The organism is Actinacidiphila guanduensis (assembly GCF_900103985.1).
Lineage (GTDB): Bacteria > Actinomycetota > Actinomycetes > Streptomycetales > Streptomycetaceae > Actinacidiphila > Actinacidiphila guanduensis.
This window is the reverse complement of sequence record NZ_FNIE01000011.1, coordinates 212,663-231,330: the sequence shown is the minus strand read 5'-3', so window position 1 is coordinate 231,330 and position 18,668 is coordinate 212,663. Positions and strand designations below refer to the sequence as shown.

Sequence of the window (18,668 nt, the reverse complement as noted above, 5' to 3'; positions counted from 1 at the left end):
TGACACAAGGGGCGAACAACTCGGCCGGACGCCAAGAGAAGTGGCTTCCGGTCGTCAGACGGGGACCACGTGCACGTCTCTCGGGGCGAGGACTGTCAGGTAGGCGTGGATGGCCCCCGGGTCGGTGGTGAAGATGACCGCGCTGCCGTGCCGGGCCGCCGCCAGGGCCACCCAGGCGTCCACCGCGTCCGGCCGCTTCTTCGCCGGCAGGGCCGCCCGCCCCAGCGCCGTACCGATGCGCCGCCAGTCCGCGAGGTCCGGGCCCGTCGCGCAGGCCAGACACTCCGGACGGCCCGTCTTCGTCTCGCGCATGGGCGGCTCGGACGTACGGGCCTGAGGGACCGTGCAGTCCTTCAGGACACCGGACAGGGCGTGCACCACTGGAGGTTGGGGGCGCCACACCTGGGCGAGGACCGGGCCGAGCACCAGCGTCCGGTGCGGGACTGTCCGCAGTCCCTCGTGGAGGGCCACCGCCTTGGCCTTGCGGTCGGCGAGTGCGATGAGCATGCCGCTGTCGTAGATCGGCACCCGTGCGCTCACGCGACGTGTCCCGGGCGGTGGTTGGTATGACGACAGTGCGAGCGTCGGTCACTGTGGGCAACTGAGTGCGTCTTCGACCGATGACTCGTGAACGTTCGCGACGACCTCGCGAACGCTTTGCAGCTGGTGTCCGAGGGGGGACTTGAACCCCCACGCCCGATAAAGGGCACTAGCACCTCAAGCTAGCGCGTCTGCCATTCCGCCACCCGGACGGGGTGTGTCCCTGCGGCGTCGGGGCCGCGGCGACGGGGTAAACCATAGCAAAGATCGGGGTGGGGCGATCACCACGGGCGGGGCGGGCGGCCTCGGTGCGCGTCGGTGCCGACCTGATGCTGCCCTGGTGCGGGCCCGGTGCGGTACGGGTAGAGGGCGGCGGCTTGCGAGTCTGCGGCCGGAACCGGCGGCGCCGGGCCGTACGCGGCCACGCGACGGGCGCCCGCGCCAGTGGGGCGGTCACCGCGGTGCCGGCCGTGGCGGGGGTGGGAAACGGGGTGGCGGGCGAGGGAGGATGGTGGGGCATCGGTCGCGGTCGCCGCGGCGGGGAGAACGAAGCGAGGAGCAGGCGTGAGTGAGTCGGTGAGTGCGGCCGCGGCCGGGACCGGTAGGGCCGAGGACGAGGTCGTCGAGCTGTGCAGCGAGCTGATCCGGATCGACACCAGCAACTACGGCGACCACTCGGGACCGGGTGAGCGGGCCGCCGCCGAGTACGTCGCCCAGAAGCTCGCCGAGGTCGGGCTGGAGCCGCAGATCTTCGAGTCCCACCCCGGCCGCGCCTCCACCGTCGTGCGCATCGAGGGCGAGGACCGCAGCCGGCCCGGGCTGCTGATCCACGGGCACACCGACGTCGTGCCCGCCAACGCCGCCGACTGGACCCGCGACCCCTTCGGCGGCGAGGTCGCCGACGGCTGCGTGTGGGGCCGTGGCGCCGTCGACATGAAGGACATGGACGCGATGACGCTCGCCGTCGTCCGCGAACGGGTCCGCTCCGGCCGCAAGCCCCCGCGTGACCTCGTGCTCGCCTTCCTCGCCGACGAGGAGGCCGGCGGCACGTACGGCGCCCGCCACCTGGTGGACAACCACGCGGATCTCTTCGAGGGCGTCACCGAGGCGATCGGCGAGGTCGGCGGCTTCTCCTTCACCGTGGACGAGAACCGCCGGCTGTACCTGGTGGAGACCGCGGAGAAGGGCATGCACTGGATGCGGCTCACCGTGGACGGCACCGCGGGCCACGGTTCGATGACCAACAAGGACAACGCGATCACCGAGCTGTCCGAGGCGGTCGGCCGGCTCGGCCGGCACCAGTTCCCCGTGCGGCTGACCAAGTCGGTGCGCGGCTTCCTGGACGAGCTGTCCGACGCGTTCGGCGTCGAGCTGGACCCGGAGGACATGGAGGAGACCCTCGCCCGGCTCGGCGGCATCGCCCGCATGATCGGCACCACGCTGCGCAACACCGCGGCCCCGACGATGCTCAACGCCGGCTACAAGGTCAACGTCATCCCCGGCCAGGCCACCGCGCACGTCGACGGCCGCTTCCTGCCTGGCTACGAGGAGGAGTTCCTCGCCGACCTCGACCGGGTACTCGGGCCGCGGGTCAAGCGCGAGACGCTCCACTCGGACAAGGCGCTGGAGACCGACTTCGACGGCTCGCTGGTGGACGCCATGCGCTCGGCGCTCAAGGCGGAGGACCCGATCTCGCACACCGTGCCCTACATGCTCTCCGGCGGCACCGACGCGAAGTCCTTCTCCGACCTGGGCATCCGCTGCTTCGGGTTCGCCCCGCTGCAGCTGCCGCCGGAGCTGGACTTCGCCGGGATGTTCCACGGGGTGGACGAGCGGGTGCCGGTCGACGGGCTGCGGTTCGGCGTCCGCGTGCTGGACCGCTTCCTGGACAACTGCTGAAGCGGGCGGCGCCGTACGCGACCGCTGAGGACGGCGGGCCCCGTGCGGGCGATCACTGAGGACAGTCGGCCTCTCACGGGCACCTGTTGACCGCGAGCGGCTGTTGAGCGCGAGCGGCGCCGTACGGGCAACTGCCGTACGGCGCCGTCTCGTTCGACCATGTGTACCCGTACCGGTGTGATCATTCGCCGGTACGGGTGAAGCCTTCGGGGTGTTCGTAGCCCCTCCTCCTCGGCCTCGTTACTGCGGGTGTGGTCCGCGTTCCTCGGACCGCACCTGTCCCATGAGGAGGAACCCCATGATCAAGAAGGTCGTCGCCGTCGCGGCTGCCACCGGTGGCCTGGTGCTCGCGGGCGCGGGCCTTGCCGCGGCCGACGCCGGCGCGCAGGGTGCCGCCGTGCAGTCGCCCGGCGTGCTGTCCGGCAACGTCGTGCAGATCCCGGTCCACGTTCCGGTGAACGTGTGCGGGAACACGATCAACGTGATCGGCCTGCTGAACCCGGCCTTCGGCAACACCTGCGTCAACAGCTAGTCACCGCTCGGCCGCGTGTCGGCCGACGTCGGCCCCGGGTGCGTCCCCGCACTCCGGGGCCGCTCGCCATTCCTGGACGGTCGCGGGGGCCGGGTGCGCACGTGTCGGTGCGTGCCGGGGCCCGCGGCCGCCGAGGGTCACGAAAGTCACGAGGTAGGGAACGAACCATGCGAGAGGTCGCGAAGAAGGGCCTGCTCACCGTTGTCGCCACCGGCGGCGTCCTGGCCGCCACGGGCGGCTTTGCGTACGCCGACGCGGGCGCGGCGAGTACGGCGGCCGGTTCGCCGGGCGTGCTCTCCGGGAACACGGTGCAGGCGCCCGTGCACGTCCCGGTGAACGTCTGCGGCAACACGGTGGACGTGCTGGCGCTGCTGAACCCGGCGTTCGGCAACCAGTGCGTCAACAGTGACCAGGGGCACGGCGGCCCCGGTACGCCGGGTACGCCCGGCCGGCCGGGTCACCCCGGCAACCCGGGTACGCCCGGGCACCCCGGATATCCGGGGCACCCGGGCCACCCTGGACATCCCGGGCACCCCGGGCACCCCGGGCACCCCGGGCACCCCGGGCACCCTGGTACGCCTGGGCACCCCGGTCACGGCGGCAACCCCGGGCAGCCCGGGAACCCCGGTACGCCGGGCAACCCCGGCACTCCCGGTACGCCCGGTAGCGGCGGCGTGACCCCCGGAACCCCCGGCGGCACCGTCCCCGTCTCGGACACGAGCAGCACCGTGCCCACCACGGCCGACACGGCCGCACTCGCGGAGACCGGGGCGAACGGCCTCGGTGTCGCCGCCGCGTCGGCAGGCGGCCTGATGCTCGCCGGCGCCATCCTCTACCGCAAGGCACGTACGGCCCGGCGCTGAGGCCCGGAGCGGTACGTACGACAGCAGCACACCTCGCCGGCGGTACACAGCGGTACCCGCCGGCAGGACCAGCGGCACCTCTCCACCCGTGACCCGCACCCAGCGGCGGCATCCAGGCCCGCAGGGACCGAAACCTCCGGCCCCTCGCGGGCCTTCGTGCGTCCCCGGCAGCAACGCCCGCGCCCGTACGGGCCCCAGCCCGCCGTAGGCCGGGACCACCGCCGCTCGGGGGCTGCTGCCCCGCCCGACACGGCAACGTGACTTCCGTACGGGGGCGGGCGGCCTTCGTACGGTCTCGTCACCGCCGCTGGGGCGCTGCTGCCCAACCCCACACGGTCACCTGACCTCCGTACGGGAGCACGCACCCCTCGTACGCCTGTCACCCTCGCTCGTGGACCGCTGCCCCACCCGCCAGGCCCGCCTCACGTCCGTACGGGGGCACACACCCCGCCCCTACGAGAGCGGTCCCGCCCTCACCACGTCGCCCGCACCTGTCGGATGATCCTGCGGCGCAACCGCACCCGCCGGCTGCCGTCCGGGTACAGCCGGACCCGGTCCAGCTCCCAGTGCCCGTACTCCGCCTCGTCCGTGAGCAGACGGGCCGCGTCCCGGCGCGAAACCCCACGCGGAACGTACATCTCTCTGAATTCGTATTCCGGCATCGCTATCTATTGTGCGGGCAACGCCCCGGTGCGGATAGCGTCTGCTCCATGTCTGATGACGTGCAGCCCACAGTGGTCGAGGTCCGAGCGGCGGTCGAAGCGCTCAAGGCCGCGCTCGACCGGCACCTCGACGCGATCGAGAACCGTTCCGGCGAGGACGACCCCTCTGTTTACGCGGCGTTCGAGGCCCTCGCCTCGGCCGCGGAGTCGTACGACGAGCTGCTGTACGACAGGTACGACGAAGTCACCCCCTTCGAGGTGCCCTCCGGCGACGGCGGCACGGAGTACGAGGGCCCGGAGGACCCCGAGGCCATCAGCGTGCTCGTCCGCCGCGACTACGTCATCGTGGAGCCCGAGCGGCTGTTCGCCCAGGCCCGGCGGATCTCCGAGGACGAGGACGACGCGCTCGGCGACTCCGTGGGGGCCGCGGTCGGCGCGGTCTTCGGGGAGTACGAGCCGGACGAGATCGCGCAGCGGCACAAGGAGTTCGGCTTGGAGGAGGGGGACGCCACGCTCTGGGTGACGGCGGCGGAGCCCGCCGAGCCGGGGGAGTGGCTGGAGAACCCCTTCGACCAGGCGGACCCGCGGCTGGCGCTGGCGCGGTTCGACATGAGCACGGTGTTCGAGGACGATCTCACGGTGCTCGACGCGGAGTAGGGGGCGCGGCTTCCTGCGCTTCCCCACCGGCCGGTGGGGGCGGTCCGGTCCGCCCCTGGCCACCGGCCGGTGGGTGCCCTCTGTGGGCGAGCAGCTCCTTGCGTCCCCGTGCGGCTTGCCTCCGTGTGGAGAGCGGCCCCTGCGGGCGCGCAGGCGTACCTCCCGGGCGAAGCTTTCGGGGGAGGAACCGCGCGACCGGCCCGAGGAGTGCGGCACCCCCGCGATGGCGGCGAACCCTCGCGGCGGTACCGTTAGGACCCCTTCAGCCTTCGGCACCCTCTCAGCTTTCGGCGGCCAGCTCGCGGAGGATCTGGGTGAGGCGGGTGGTGCGAGGGGCGGCTTGGGAGGATGCCACTGCTGCCGGGAGGGCCTGGTCGGCGCCCTGGACCACCGAGAGGTGGCGCTCGGCGCGGGTGAAGGCCGTGTAGGTCCAGGCGCGGGTGAGCAGGGGGCCGGCGTCGCCCGGGACCACGACGACCGCGGCGGGCCGGCGTTGGCCCGCCGCCTGGTGGGCGGTGATCGCCCACCCGTGGCGTACGGTGCGGGCGACCTCCTCGCGGGGCACCAGCACCTCGCCGTCGGCGGTGCCGAGCCGCAGGCCCTCCGGTTCGGCGCCGAGCACGGTGCCGGGGTGGGTGCGGCCGGGGGCGGGAACGTGGACCACGCGGTCGCCCGGGTCGAAGCCGCCGAAGCGGCCGGGGCCGGGGTTGAGCCGTTCCTTGAGCGCCGCGTTCAGGGCGCGGGTGCCGGCCGGGCCCCCGTGGGCCGCGGTGATCACCTGTGTCTGCTCCGGCGGGATGCCGAAGGCCCGCGGCACCGAGTCGGCGACGAGCTGCACCGCCCGGTGCACCGCCTCGCGCGGGTCGCGCACCGGCACCACCACGACCTCCTTGCCCGGCGCCTCGACCGCGGGGAGTTCGCCGATCGCCACATAGGACGTCAGCTCGCCGATCGGGCCCGGGTCGGGGGTGCGGGAGGTGACGCGCGGGCACACCTTGGCCGCCAGCAGGTCCGCGAAGGCCCGGCCGGGCCCGGCCGACCACAGGGTGTGCGGGTCCCCGCTGAGCACCAGCCGGGCACCGTCCGGCACGGCCTCCACCAGCGTGGCCGCCTCCTCGACGGACAACTGGGGCGCGTCCAGGACCGCCAGCAGGTCCAGCGGCAGGCTGCCGTCGGAGGCGCGGCCGCCCGCGAGCAGGCCCTCGACGGTGAAGGCGGCCTCCTCGCCCAGGGCGGCGGCCAACCGGCGCCGCCCGTCCTCGGTGTACGCGGCCGCGTACGCCCGCAGGCCCGCCGCCCTGGCCGCGGCCACCAGCGCCGCGGGCTCGGCCCGGGCCGCCTCGCCGCCGCAGTGCAGCACCAGCGCGTGCGCGGCCGCCGTACGGATCAGCTCGGCGGCCGAGGAGGAGGGTGCGGCGGCCTCGGCGGCCGCCCAGTCGGTGTCGTCGCCCTCGAAGGAGCGCATGAGCCGCACGCAGCCGTCGGCGAGGCTGTCTTCGGCGAGCGCGTAGCGGTCCAGGCCGAACAGCAGCGGCCCGGCGGCCTCTTCGTCGGTCTCTTCGGCGTCCTCGCCTTCCGGCTCGGCCCCGCCCTCGTCCCGGAAGACCAGGACGGTGCCGTCCTCGACGGCGGCGGCCAGGGCCGCGTCCGGGTCGGGTACGGCGTGGCGGGCCAGCGCCTCGCGCAGCGCGTCGCCGGTCAGCGCGGTGTGGCCCTGCTCGGCGGCCTTCTCCATCAGGTGCGCCACCAGCGCGCGCACTCGCCGCTCGTCGCCGGGCCCGGCCGCGGGCCCCAGCACGGCCCGCGCGAAGGCGTCCGCCTGCTCCACGCCGACGCGCGCGCCCTCCAGCCCGAGCACCAGCCACGGGTCCTCCCGCAGCAGGTCGGCGGCCCCGCCGCCGAGCGCCCGCACGGCTGCGACGCCCACCTCGCCGGGCGCGTCCCCCAGCACTTCCTGTGCCGCCTTGACCGCGACGGCATCCAGCGCCACCCGCGCACCCTGGGCACCGGCCGGGGGACGACCGAGCAGTTCGGGCCGCGCCCCTTGCGACGAGCGGGCGCCCTGGAGGCCAGGTGCGGCCCCGCTGCCATGGACGCTGCCCTGGCCTTCAGGGCGGTGAGGTGCGGTGCGTCCCGGGGCGCCGGGCCCGGCGTCCTGGGAGGCGGGCCCGGCCTGGGCGCCAGGAGTACGGCCTTGGCGGCTTTCCCCGCCGCCAGGGACGCCAGGCGAGGTGTGCTCCTGGGCGTCGACCTGCGCCTCGCCACCAGGGGCGCCGCCCTGGGCAGGTTCGTGCGCGTCCGGGGAGGCGGATTCTGCTTCGTCGCCAGGGGTGCCACCCTGACCGCCCACCGCCGCCTCGCCTCCATGGCGGCGAGGCGAGGTGCCTTCCTGACGGTCGGCCTCTGCCTCGCCACCAGGGGCGCCGCCCTGGGCGTCCGGGGCCGCTTCGCCGCCATGGTGCCCAACGGCGCCAGGAGCCCCGTCGGCAGCGGCCGAACCCTCCGCGCCGGAGGCCGACTCCGTCTCCGCCGGGTCAGCCTCCGTGTCCGCGGAACCACCCGAACGAGTGCCCTCCGCAACGCCCGTTCCCTCTGGCGCGTCCGTACCGTCCGTATCCGTCGTCGCCGCGCCGCCGCCCGTCGCGGGGGCCGTGCCCGCGGCCTCTGCGGCCTGCATGGCGGCGGCCTCCTGCGCCATGGCCTCGCGCCGCCTGCGCCGGGCCTCGGCCGGGTCGCCCTTGGGCGCGGGCGCCGCCGGGTTCTCCCCGCGCTCGATCGACCTCACGGCGGCCGCGAGGTCGGCAAGGCTCGGCTTGGCGCGCCCGGCACCCCCGCCCGCACCGGAACCCGATCCCGCACCGGAACCCGAACCCGCACCGGAACCGCTCGAACTCGCGCTCTCCGGACCGGAGCCGCCCGTGCCCGAGCCGGCCGAACCCGATGTCCCCGCGCCCGAGTCGCCTGGCCCGGGACCCTGCGAGTGCGAGCCCGGGCCCTGCGAGGAGCGGCTGCCGCCGGACGGACCCGCCGGCTCCGGGGGCTCGGCGTTCGCGGTGGCGGCTCGGGCCGGCGCGGGGACCGCGGGGGGCTCGGGGGCGTCCGTGGCGGTGGGGCGGCGGGATGGGGTGGTCACGCGGGGAGCCTCCGGAGGAGCGGGCGGGCGGCCGGGCCGCGACACGCGGGACTCAGAGGGTGGTCCAGTCGTGGTCCGGGTAGCGGTGCAGCGGCGCCGAGACATCGTCCAGCGCCAGGCAGATCTCTTCCGGAAGGGTAAGGCCCTCCACCGACAGCGCCGCGCTGAGCTGGGCGGCGTTGCGCGCGCCGAGGATGGGGGCGGCCACGCCCGGGCGGTCGCGGACCCAGGCGAGGGCCACGTGCAGGGGGGAGACGGCCAGGCCGTCGGCAGCTATGGCCAGCGCGTCCACGATCAGCCGGGCGGTCTCGTCGAGGTAGGGCGCGACGAAGGCGGCCATCCCCTCCGAGCCGCCGCGGGAGTCGGCCGGCGTGCCGTTGCGGTACTTTCCGGTGAGCACACCGCGGCCGAGCGGTGAGGAGGGCAGCAGACCGACGCCGAGGTCCAGGGCCGCGGGCAGCACCTCGCGTTCGACCCCGCGCTGGAGCAGCGAGTACTCCATCTGCGTACTGGCCAGCGCGGTGCGGCCCGCGACGGCCAGCTGCCAGGACGCGGCCTTGGCCAGCTGCCAGCCGCAGAAGTTGGACACGCCCACGTACCGGGCCCGCCCGGAGCTGACGGCGATGTCGAGCGCCTGGAGCGTCTCCTCCAGTGGCGTCTCGGGGTCGTAGGCGTGCACCTGCCACAGATCGACGTAGTCGGTGCCGAGCCGCTGGAGGGAGGCGTCCAGCGCGGAGAGCAGGTGGCCGCGGGAGGCGTCGAACCGCCGGTCCGGGTCGGGGACGCTGCCGGCCTTGGTGGCGATCACCAGGTCGGAGCGCGGCACCAGCTCCTCCAGCAGCCGTCCCAGCAGGTACTCGGCGCCGCCGTCCGCGTAGACGTCCGCGGTGTCCACCAGCGATCCGCCGGCCTCCCAGAAGGCCTTCAGCTGGTCGGCGGCTTCGCGCTCGCCGGTGTCGCGCCCCCACGTCAGAGTGCCGAGCCCGAGCCGCGACACGCGCAAACCGGTGCGCCCGAGGTGCCTTTGCTCCATGACCGCTGAGGCTAGCGCCCGCACCCCCCGATTGGGCAGCAGTGACGTACCCGACAGGCGCCTTGCCCGCTGATCGGCGCTACAGTCCGGGGGGACAGCGACGTTACTCACCAGTACACGACACCAGTACACAAGGGGAGCGGTATGCGGCTCGGGATCAACCTCGGCTACTGGGGCGCGGGGATGGACGCGGACAACCTGGCCGTCGCCAAGGAGGCGGACCGGCTCGGCTACTCCGTCTGCTGGGCGGCCGAGGCGTACGGCTCGGACGCCGCCACCGTGCTCTCCTGGGTGGCCGCGCAGACCGAGCGGATCGACGTCGGCTCGGCCATCTTCCAGATCCCGGCCCGGACCCCGGCGATGACCGCGATGACGGCGGCCACCCTGGACTCCCTGTCCGGCGGCCGGTTCCGGCTCGGCCTCGGCGTGTCGGGCCCGCAGGTGTCGGAGGGCTGGTACGGCGTCAGGTTCGACAAGCCGCTCGCCCGCACCCGCGAGTACGTCGAGATCGTCCGCCGGGCGATGTCCCGCGAGCGGCTGACGTACGAGGGCGAGCACTGGACGCTGCCGCTGCCGGGCGGGCCCGGCAAGCCGATCAAGCTCACCGTGCACCCCGAGCGCGCGCACATCCCGCTCTACATCGCGGCGATCGGGCCGAAGAACCTGGAGCAGACCGGGGAGATCGCCGACGGCGCGCTCCTCATCTTCCCCTCGGCGGCGCACCTGGCGGAGACCGCGATCCGCCCGCTGCGGGCCGGCCGGGAGAAGGCGGGGCTGACGATGGAGGGGTTCGACGTCTGCCCGACGCTGCCGCTCGCGCTCGGCCCGGCCGCCGAAGTGGCCTCGCTGGCCGACACGTTCCGCCCGTACACGGCGCTGTACGTCGGCGGGATGGGCAGCCGCAAGCAGAACTTCTACAACCAGCTCGCGCAGCGGATGGGGTACGAGAAGGCGGCCGCGGAGATCCAGGAGCGGTATCTCGCCGGGGACAAGGCGGGGGCCGCGGCCGCGGTGCCGCAGGAACTCATCGACTCCACGTGCCTGCTGGGGCCGGTGGAGCGGATCGCCGAGCGGATGCGGGAGTACGCGGATGCGGGGGTGACGACACTGACGCTGGCCCCCTCCGGGTTCACGCTCGACGAGCGGGTCGCCGGGCTGCGGGCCGGGGTCGAGGCCGCTGCCCTTGCCGGGCTGGCTTAGAGGGTTCCGTACGCCCTGCCTCGCCGGGAGGGCTCCCGGACCCTCCGCCGGTGGGTGGCTGCTCGCGCAGTTCCTCCCCCCCCCAGAACTTCGCCTGGGGGTACCCCCAGCGCCCCTGAGGTGACACACCCCTCGCCCTCCGGGCGGAGGGTGCCGCCGTACAACCGAGGGGCCCTGGGGGTGCCCCCCCACGGTGGCGCGGCAGTCGGCAATGGTGGGGGCACCCGGGCGGTCGGGGCCGCCCCGTTACGAAGGGATGCTGCGGGAGAGGAGGCGGCCGAAGGCGATGAGGCGGGCTATCTGGCCGGCGCCCCCGTCGTCCAGGGACTTGCTGAAGCGGAAGGACTCGGGGCGGACCTTCGCCGAGGCGATCAGCGGGGCCTCGGGGTCTGGGGCCGTCGCCTGCAGTTCGTGGGGCACCGCCGTGGCCAGGACGAGGTACACGCCGCGGTCCACCCGGCGACCCCGCTCGTCGCGCCCCACGAGCGTCCGCATGCCGATGTGACCTATCGCCTCCAGCGGCAGCACTTGCACGGAGGAGTCCAGCACCGTGCCGCCGGGAGCGTTCTCGTCGGTCAACTCCTCGCTGTGCCACAGGATCAGCCGCCGCCCGTCGCAGACGGCCGCCTCCTGCCAGACCGAGGCGCCCGCCTCGGTGAGGTCCACCACCCGCTCCAGCGTGAAACCCCGCACCCGGCGCCGCCCCAGCACGCCCGCGATGGCGTCGAGTGCCACGTCGGGGTGGAGGAAGTAGACGCGGGCGGCGTCCTCCAGCCGGGCGTAGGGCGACCAGTCCGTCCCCGCGAGCGCCGGGCCTGCCGCCGTCGCCGGACGCCCCCTGGACACCTTGCTGAACATCGCCACCTGCTTCGCGCTCCCCGGCCGGCGGGGCCCCCTCGACCCCTCGCTGCACCTTACCGAGGGGCGTCACCGTACGGAGCAACCCGGGGACGGACGATCACGACTCCCGGTGGACTGCGCGCCGGACCGCGGGACGGCTTCGCGGCCGTGGTGGGGGCTCGGGGGGATCCTCCCCGCCACGGCCGTCACCCAGCACAACGCGCGGCACCGGGAAGGGTTACGGTGGCGGACATGCCCACAGCGATCCTCGTCCGGCACGGCCGTTCCACCGCCAACACCGAAGGGGTGCTGGCCGGCTGGAGCCCCGGCGTCGCCCTGGACGACACCGGCCGCGCCCAGGCCACCGCGCTCGCCGCCCGCCTGGCCGCCCTGCCGCTGGCCGCCGTGGTCTGCAGCCCGCTGCAGCGCTGCCAGGAGACGGTGGCCCCGCTGCTGGCCACCCGCCCGGAGCTGACGCTGCACACCGAGGACCGGATCGGCGAGTGCCACTACGGCGACTGGACCGGCCGCAAGCTCGCCGAACTCGCCGACGAGCCGCTGTGGGCGACCGTCCAGCGGCACCCCTCGGCCGCGGTCTTCCCCGGCCCCGAGGGCGAGTCGCTGCGCGCGATGCAGGCCCGCGCGGTCGACGCCGTGCGGGACTGGAACGACCGGATCGAGCAGGAGCACGGGCCCGACGCCCTCTACCTGCTCTGCTCGCACGGCGACATCATCAAGGCGCTGGCCGCCGACGCCCTGGGCATGCATCTGGACCTCTTCCAGCGGATCAGCACCGACCCCTGCTCGGTCACCGTCGTCCGCTACACCCCGCACCGCCCCTTCCTGCTGCGGCTCGGCGACACCGGCGACCTCACCGGGCTCATCCCGCCGCCCCCGCCCGCCGAGGGCACCGAGGGCGCCGGGAGCACCGCCGGGCGCGGGCCCGCCTCCGACGACGCCGTCGTGGGAGGCTCCACGGGCACCCCGTGATCGCCTTCCGCAGTAGGGTGGATGCTCGGCAGCGTACGTGCGCCGCAGCGCGTCCTCCGCACCGGGCGCCCGCGGCGCCGGCAAGGCCGGCAGGTCAGTCGATCATTCGAGCAAACGGAGCAAGGCGTGCCCCGTCAGGTCTTCTTCTACGAGCACCCGGAGCGGTTCGTCGCCGGGACCGTCGGCCAGCCGGGCCAGCGGACCTTCTTCCTGCAGGCCACCGCGAAGGGCAGGACCACCAGCGTCGCGCTGGAGAAGACGCAGGTCGCCGCGCTCGCCGAGCGGGTGGACGAGCTGCTCGACGAGGTCGTGCGCCGCACCGGCGGCAGCGCCCCCGTCCCCGCCGTCGCCCCCACCGAACTCGCCGACAACGGGCCGCTGGACGTGCCGGTCGAGGAGGAGTTCCGGGTCGGCACCATGGCCCTGGCCTGGGACGGCGCGCACGACCGGATGGTGATCGAGGCGCAGGCCCTGGTCGAGCTGGTCGGTGAGGACGACGAGGAGCTGGAGGCGGCCGAGGAGGAGCTGCTGCAGGACGAGGAGAACGGCCCGCCGCTGCTGCGGGTGCTGCTGACGGGCGCGCAGGCCCGCTCGTTCGCCAAGCGCGCCCTGGACGTCGTCTCCGCCGGCCGCCCGCCCTGCCCGCTGTGCAGCCTGCCCCTGGACCCGGAAGGACACGTATGCCCGCGCCAGAACGGATACCGGAGGTCGGCCTGAACGGGTCCGGTCCCGATCCCCGGGACATCGAGGCGCTGCAGCACGGTGAGCTGACCGTCAGAGGGCAGATCCGGGACGCCTCCAACGCGGTGCTGTACTGCGAGGCCGTCCACGGCGGGCGCACGGTCGCCTGCGTCTACAAGCCCGTCGCCGGCGAGCGCCCGCTGTGGGACTTCCCCGACGGCACCCTGGCCCAGCGCGAGGTCGCCGCCTACCTCGTCTCCGAGGCCACCGGCTGGGGCCTGGTGCCGCCCACGGTGCTGCGCGACGGCCCGTACGGCGAGGGCATGGTGCAGCTGTGGGTGGGTCCCCCGGTGCCGGCGGCGGAGGACGGTGAGCCGGCGGACGGCTCCGACGACACTTCCCCCGACGGTGATCCCGGCGCCGAAGACGCGCAGGACGGCGAGGCACCCGCGGGCGCAGACGACGAAGAGGCCGGCTCCGGCGACATCGAGGACGTCGGCGCCCTGCTCGCTCTCACCGAGGACGCCGAGCCGGCGCCCGGCTGGAAGGCGGTCGTGGAGGCCGAACTCGAGAACGGCCGCTCGGCGCTGCTGGTGCACGCCGACGACATGCGGCTGCGCCGCCTGGCCGTCCTGGACGCGGTGCTCAACAACGCCGACCGCAAGGGCGGCCACTTCCTGCCGGGACCCGGCGGGCGCCTCTACGGCATCGACCACGGTGTGACCTTCCACACCGAGAACAAGCTGCGCACCCTGCTGTGGGGCTGGGCCGGCGAGCCGCTGCCGGCCGAGGCGGTCACCGTGCTGGAGAAGCTGTCCGCCCACCTGTCGGGTGCGCTCGGCGAGCGGCTGGCCGAGCTGCTGACCCCGGCCGAGACCGCCGCGCTGGGCGAGCGGGTCCGGGTACTGCTGGAGACCGGCCGGCACCCCGTCCCCGGCGGCGACTGGCCCAGCATCCCCTGGCCGCCGGTCTGACCCGTCCCGGCAACCCGGCGCTATCGGTGCCGGGTCGGCGTATGTTTTCGGCCACTTCCGGCCGGACCCGTCTGGCCGGGAGGAGGCGGCGGAGCGGCCACGGCTGCCCGCCGTGTGCCCGAAACCCGGCGTAATCGGGCCGCCCGGCGGGCCCTTCGGCGGGTATCCGCCCTGCTCCCGGTCGTTTTGGCAGTACGCGGCCCGGTTAATCTCAAGACATGCATGCCTGGCCAGCTTCCGACGTCCCCGCCCTCCCGGGCACCGGACGCCCCCTTCGTCTCCACGACACGTCGACCGGCGGACCGGTGTCCGTCGAGCCCGGCCCCGTCGCCCGCATCTACGTCTGCGGGATCACCCCGTACGACGCGACGCACCTCGGGCACGCGGCCACCTACAACGCGTTCGACCTCGTCCAGCGCGTGTGGCTCGACACGGGGCACCAGGTGGAGTACGTCCAGAACGTCACGGACGTCGACGACCCGCTGCTGGAGCGCGCGGCCGACACCGGCGAGGACTGGCGGGCGCTCGCCGAGCGCGAGACGGACCTGTTCCGGCAGGACATGACGGCCCTGCGGCTGCTGCCGCCGGCCCACTACATCGGCGCGGTGGAGGCGATACCCGGCATCGTGCCCCTGATCGAGCGGCTGCGGGACCTCGGGGCCGCCTACGAGATCGACGGCGACATCTACTTCTCCGTCCACTCCGACCCCGACTTCGGCAAGGTCTCCCGGCTGGACGCGGCCGCGATGCGGGTGCTGTCCGCCGAGCGCGGCGGCGACCCGGAGCGGGCCGGCAAGAAGGACCCGGTGGACCCGATGCTGTGGCGCACCGCCCGCGAGGGCGAGCCGAGCTGGGACGGCGGCTCGCTGGGCCCCGGCCGGCCCGGCTGGCACATCGAGTGCGTCGCCATCGCGCTCGACCACCTCGGGATGGGCTTCGACGTCCAGGGCGGCGGCTCCGACCTCGCCTTCCCGCACCACGAGATGGGCGCCTCGCACGCCCAGGTGCTCACCGGGCAGTACCCCTTCGCCAAGGCGTACGTCCACGCGGGGATGGTGGGGCTCGACGGCGAGAAGATGTCCAAGTCCCGCGGCAACCTGGTCTTCGTCTCCGCCCTGCGGGAACAGGGCGTCGACCCGGCGGCGATCCGCCTGGCGCTGCTCGCCCACCACTACCGCAGCGACTGGGAGTGGACCCAGGGCGTCCTCGACGAGGCCGTGGAGCGGCTGGCGCGCTGGCGTGCGGCGGTCTCCCGGCCGGACGGCCCGCCCGCCGACGGCGTCCTGGCGGCCGTACGCGCCGCGCTCGCCGACGACCTCGACGCCCCGCGGGCGCTCGCCGCGGTGGACGGGTGGGCGACCCTGCAGGCGTCGTCGGGCGGCACCGACACCGGGGCGCCCGGCCTGGTCTCCCGCACGGTGGACGCGCTCCTGGGCGTCGCCCTGTAGCCGGAGCGCGAACGGGCAGAACGAGAGGGGCCGCCCCCGGAGTTCGTCTCCGGGGGCGGCCCCTCTCGCGGTTGACCGTGGCCCGGCGGGCGGGCCCCGCCCCGGTCCCGGCGCGCAATTCATGGGGCGCGACCGTTCTCGATTTGCGGCATTGGGAATGAATGCGCCCGGCCGTTTTGATGGGGCTTCAAGGATTTTGCTGCCCTTGTCCACCGGTTGCAACGGGCATGAAAGTGGGCGGTGGTACGGATAATCGGGCCGTCCGACTCAACGACGGCAACTTTCCGCCAGTCTTTTTCCGCCGATTGACAGTGGTGCTCGACGCTGGTCAGCCTTGGTGAAGCTGGTACGGCTGACAGGTTTGCCCGCTTTCGCTCCCGACGGAGGTCTTTTCATGGCAATCGAACTGGTCGTCAACGGCGAGAAAACGACGGTCACCTCGTCACCCGATACTCCGCTGCTCTACGTGCTGCGCGGGGAACTCGGCCTGTCCGGACCCAAATTCGGCTGCGGCCTGGAACAGTGCGGTGCCTGTTCGGTGCTGTCGGACGCCGGCGCCAGACGCACGTGCGTGAAGCCCGTCTCGGCCTTCGAGGGGCAGAACATCACGACCGTGGAGGGACTGCCCGCGCTGTGGGCGAAGGAGCAGGACATCCCGGAGGCGGACCTCCACCCGATCCAGCAGGCCTGGATCGAGGAGCAGGTCCCGCAGTGCGGCTACTGCCAGAACGGGATGATGATCACCACCGCCAACCTGCTCGCCGGCAACCCCAACCCCACGGTGGACGAGATCAAGACGGCGTTCAGCACCTCGGGCCCTTCGGCCCACCTGTGCCGGTGCGGCACCTACGACCAGATCATCAAAGCGGTCCAGCGGGCCGCCGAGCTGATGGCCTGAGGGGACGAGGATGCGCAGCCAGCAAGAACCCGGGAAACTCAGCCGGCGCGGCCTCCTCAAGGCGGGCGGGGCCCTGGTCGTGATGTCGGCCGCGGTGCCGGTGGCCCTGCGGCCCTCGGTCGCGGAAGCAGCCGCGGCGGGCGCGCCCTTCCCGACCCCCGCCCTCACCGACCTCGCCACCTGGCTGACGGTGCACGCCGACGGCGACATCACCTGGCGCACCGGGCACGTCGAGCTGGGGCAGGGGAACCGCACCGCCCTCGCGCAGATGGTGGCCGAAGAGCTCGACGTCAGCTTCGACACGGTCACCCTGGTGATGGGTGACACCGATGTCACCCCGGACCAGGGGGTCACCGCCGCCAGCAGCACGATCGCCAGGGCGGGCCAGCAGGCCCGGCTGATCGCCGCCGAGGCCCGCGCCACGCTGCTCTCCCTGGCCTCCGACCGGCTGCACGTCCCGGTCAGCAGGCTCAGGGTCGACAACGGCGTGGTCAGCAGCGGCCGCAAGCGGGTCAGCTACGGCCAGTTGGTCCACGGCAAGGCCCTCACCGCCGTGACGCCGATCGTGATCGACAGCCAGGGCACGCACGTCGGGGCCACGCCCAAGCCGTACACCGAGTACAAGCTGGTCGGCCGGTCCGTGCCCCGGGTCGACATCGCGGACAAGGTCCGGCAGAAGACGGGGTTCGTCCACGACATCAGGGTTCCCGGCATGCTCCACGCCCGGGTCGTCCACCCCAAGGGGATCGGCTCCACCGTGGTCTCGGTGGGCTCCCTGCCGCCTGGAAGCAATGCCCAGGTGGTGCGGCTGAACAACCTGGTCGCGGTGGTCGCCGAGCAGGAGTGGGACGCGATCAAGGGAGCGGCGGCGCTGCCCGTCACCTGGTCGGACTGGAACGGCCTGCCCACGACCGAGGGCTGGCCCGCGGCGATGCGCGCCATACCGTCGAAGATCATGACGCAGGCCAGCAAGGGCGATTTCGACAGCGCCTTCGCCGCCGCCAGCAGCACGCTGCAGGCGACGTACCAGACGCCGTTCGAGAACCACGGCATGATCGGGCCGAGCTGCGGCATCGCCGACGTGCGCCCCGACGGCAGCGTGACCGTCTGGTCCTCCACCCAGTACCCGCAGGGCCTGCGGAACGGCATCGCCACGATGCTGGGCATCTCCGCCGAGCAGGTCGAGGTGGTCTGGGCTGACGGGTCGGGCCCGTACGGGCGGCTCAGCGCCAACTACGACGACGCGGCCTCCGAAGCGGTGTTCCTGTCCCAGCAGCTGGGCAGGCCGGTGCGGGTGCAGTGGAGCCGTGAGGACGAGCACATCTGGGAGCCCCACGGCCCCGGCACGCTCCACGACATGTCGGCCGGGCTCGACGAGTCGGGCAACGTCGTCGCCTGGAAGCACGACGCCTTCATGGCGCCCAACAACGACAGCACCATGCTCGGGCCCATCCTCGCCGGCGTCGCGATGCCGGCCCCGCGCAAACCGGTCGGCAGCTGGACCGGCCCGGACCTCTACCAGTTCCCGAACATGCTGGAGCTGGCGCACCAGATCCCGGAGCTCGGTGCCGACACCTCGCCCTACCCGTTCGGGATACGCACCACCTTCCTGCGCTCGCCCGGCCAGTACCAGATCACCTTCGCGCAGGAGGCGTTCGTCGACGAGATCGCGGCCAAGGCCGGGCAGGACCCGCTCCGGTTCCGGCTGAGGCTCCTCACCGACACCCGGGCGATCGCCGTCCTGAAGGCGGCGGCGCGGCGGGCCGGGTGGGAGCCGCGGCCCTCGCCCCGGAAGGAGGCGAGCACCAGCGGCGGCACCGTCACCGGGCAGGGCATCGCGTTCGTCGTCCGGGACGGCACCTACGCCGCCGCGGTGGTCAAGGCGGAGGTGACGCCCGCGACGGGCAAGATCCTGCTCACGGAGGTGACCGTCGCGCAGGACCAGGGCCAGATCATCAACCCCCGGGCGATCGAGCGCCAGATCTCGAGCTGTGTGATCCAGACCGCGAGCAGGGTCCTGCACGAGGAGGTCACCTTCGACACCTCCAACATCACCAGCGCCGACTGGAGCAGCTATCCGCTGCTGCGGATGGACGAGACGCCGACGATCAGCACCGTCCTCGTCCCCAACCCGGGCACACCCCCTACCGGGGTCGGCGAGCCGGCCGTCAACGTGATCCCGTCCGCCATCTCCAGCGCCGTCTTCGACGCCACAGGCGTGCGGCTCCGCACGATGCCGTTCACCCCCGAGGCGGTCATGGCGGCCATGGCGTAGCCGCTCTCCGCGGAGCCCACCGGCGTCCGCCCGGCCAGGCCGG

At 73.8% G+C, this 18,668-nt stretch carries 15 protein-coding genes, 1 tRNA gene and 1 pseudogene; 11 read left to right on the top strand and 6 right to left on the bottom strand.

Annotated features, from left to right (window positions below; genetic code table 11):
* Positions 1–54: 54 nt before the first annotated feature.
* A complete protein-coding gene (locus BLR33_RS24355; protein WP_176930428.1) occupies positions 55–540 on the bottom strand; it encodes a hypothetical protein in 486 nt (161 codons plus the stop codon).
* Between the two features lie 124 nt (positions 541–664).
* Positions 665–752: transfer RNA gene (locus BLR33_RS24350), tRNA-Leu, on the bottom strand.
* A gap of 352 nt (positions 753–1,104) precedes the next feature.
* Here BLR33_RS24350 and BLR33_RS24345 point away from each other — a divergent pair.
* The 3 genes from BLR33_RS24345 to BLR33_RS36995 all read left to right on the top strand — a co-directional run bounded on the left by BLR33_RS24345 (position 1,105) and on the right by BLR33_RS36995 (position 3,834).
* Positions 1,105–2,439 carry a M20/M25/M40 family metallo-hydrolase gene (locus BLR33_RS24345; protein WP_093786714.1) on the top strand — a complete coding sequence of 445 codons (1,335 nt, stop codon included), beginning with the start codon at positions 1,105–1,107 and terminating at the stop codon, positions 2,437–2,439.
* A gap of 298 nt (positions 2,440–2,737) precedes the next feature.
* Positions 2,738–2,971 (top strand): chaplin ChpH, encoded by a 234-nt coding sequence (gene chpH / locus BLR33_RS24340; protein ID WP_093786713.1) that lies wholly within the window; start codon positions 2,738–2,740, stop codon positions 2,969–2,971.
* A gap of 167 nt (positions 2,972–3,138) precedes the next feature.
* Complete coding sequence (locus tag BLR33_RS36995) at positions 3,139–3,834, top strand: chaplin (RefSeq protein ID WP_093786712.1); 696 nt, start codon at positions 3,139–3,141, stop codon at positions 3,832–3,834.
* A 473-nt stretch (positions 3,835–4,307) separates the two neighbouring features.
* On the opposite strand, the gene BLR33_RS24330 is transcribed toward BLR33_RS36995, so the two are convergent.
* On the bottom strand, positions 4,308–4,496 hold the full coding sequence (locus BLR33_RS24330) for a DUF5703 family protein (protein ID WP_093786711.1): 189 nt from the start codon (positions 4,494–4,496) through the stop codon (positions 4,308–4,310).
* Positions 4,497–4,544: 48 nt separating this feature from the next.
* On the opposite strand from BLR33_RS24330, the gene BLR33_RS24325 reads away from it, so the two are divergent.
* Positions 4,545–5,153 (top strand): hypothetical protein, encoded by a 609-nt coding sequence (locus tag BLR33_RS24325; protein ID WP_093786710.1) that lies wholly within the window; start codon positions 4,545–4,547, stop codon positions 5,151–5,153.
* 280 nt (positions 5,154–5,433) lie between these two features.
* On the opposite strand, the pseudogene BLR33_RS24320 reads toward BLR33_RS24325, so the two are convergent.
* Positions 5,434–7,143: pseudogene (locus tag BLR33_RS24320) on the bottom strand (helix-hairpin-helix domain-containing protein); the annotation flags it as partial.
* Between the two features lie 1,195 nt (positions 7,144–8,338).
* Complete coding sequence (locus BLR33_RS24315) at positions 8,339–9,319, bottom strand: aldo/keto reductase (RefSeq protein WP_093786709.1); 981 nt, start codon at positions 9,317–9,319, stop codon at positions 8,339–8,341.
* A gap of 144 nt (positions 9,320–9,463) precedes the next feature.
* Here BLR33_RS24315 and BLR33_RS24310 point away from each other — a divergent pair, with 144 nt between their 5' ends.
* Positions 9,464–10,519 (top strand): LLM class F420-dependent oxidoreductase, encoded by a 1,056-nt coding sequence (locus BLR33_RS24310; RefSeq protein WP_093786708.1) that lies wholly within the window; start codon positions 9,464–9,466, stop codon positions 10,517–10,519.
* A gap of 246 nt (positions 10,520–10,765) precedes the next feature.
* Here the strand turns inward: BLR33_RS24310 and BLR33_RS24305 are convergent, their stop codons facing one another.
* Complete coding sequence (locus BLR33_RS24305) at positions 10,766–11,377, bottom strand: hypothetical protein (protein WP_093786813.1); 612 nt, start codon at positions 11,375–11,377, stop codon at positions 10,766–10,768.
* Positions 11,378–11,611: 234 nt separating this feature from the next.
* On the opposite strand from BLR33_RS24305, the gene BLR33_RS24300 reads away from it, so the two are divergent.
* From BLR33_RS24300 to BLR33_RS24275, 6 genes are all read left to right on the top strand, one after another.
* Entirely contained in the window at positions 11,612–12,349 is a 738-nt protein-coding gene (locus BLR33_RS24300) for a histidine phosphatase family protein (RefSeq protein ID WP_093786812.1), read from the top strand.
* Positions 12,350–12,475: 126 nt separating this feature from the next.
* On the top strand, positions 12,476–13,066 hold the full coding sequence (locus tag BLR33_RS24295) for a DUF3090 domain-containing protein (RefSeq protein WP_093786707.1): 591 nt from the start codon (positions 12,476–12,478) through the stop codon (positions 13,064–13,066).
* Positions 13,030–14,004, top strand: coding sequence for an SCO1664 family protein (locus BLR33_RS24290; RefSeq protein ID WP_093786706.1), 975 nt, complete (start codon positions 13,030–13,032; stop codon positions 14,002–14,004). Before BLR33_RS24295 ends, BLR33_RS24290 begins: the two co-directional genes overlap by 37 nt.
* 218 nt (positions 14,005–14,222) lie before the next feature.
* The gene (gene mshC / locus BLR33_RS24285; protein WP_093786705.1) at positions 14,223–15,452 is read left to right on the top strand and encodes a cysteine--1-D-myo-inosityl 2-amino-2-deoxy-alpha-D-glucopyranoside ligase; all 1,230 of its coding nucleotides are present in this window, start codon (positions 14,223–14,225) and stop codon (positions 15,450–15,452) included.
* A gap of 394 nt (positions 15,453–15,846) precedes the next feature.
* The gene (locus tag BLR33_RS24280) at positions 15,847–16,350 is read left to right on the top strand and encodes a (2Fe-2S)-binding protein (protein ID WP_093786704.1); all 504 of its coding nucleotides are present in this window, start codon (positions 15,847–15,849) and stop codon (positions 16,348–16,350) included.
* 10 nt (positions 16,351–16,360) lie between these two features.
* On the top strand, positions 16,361–18,625 hold the full coding sequence (locus BLR33_RS24275; protein WP_093786703.1) for a xanthine dehydrogenase family protein molybdopterin-binding subunit: 2,265 nt from the start codon (positions 16,361–16,363) through the stop codon (positions 18,623–18,625).
* The last annotated feature ends 43 nt before the right edge of the window (positions 18,626–18,668 follow it).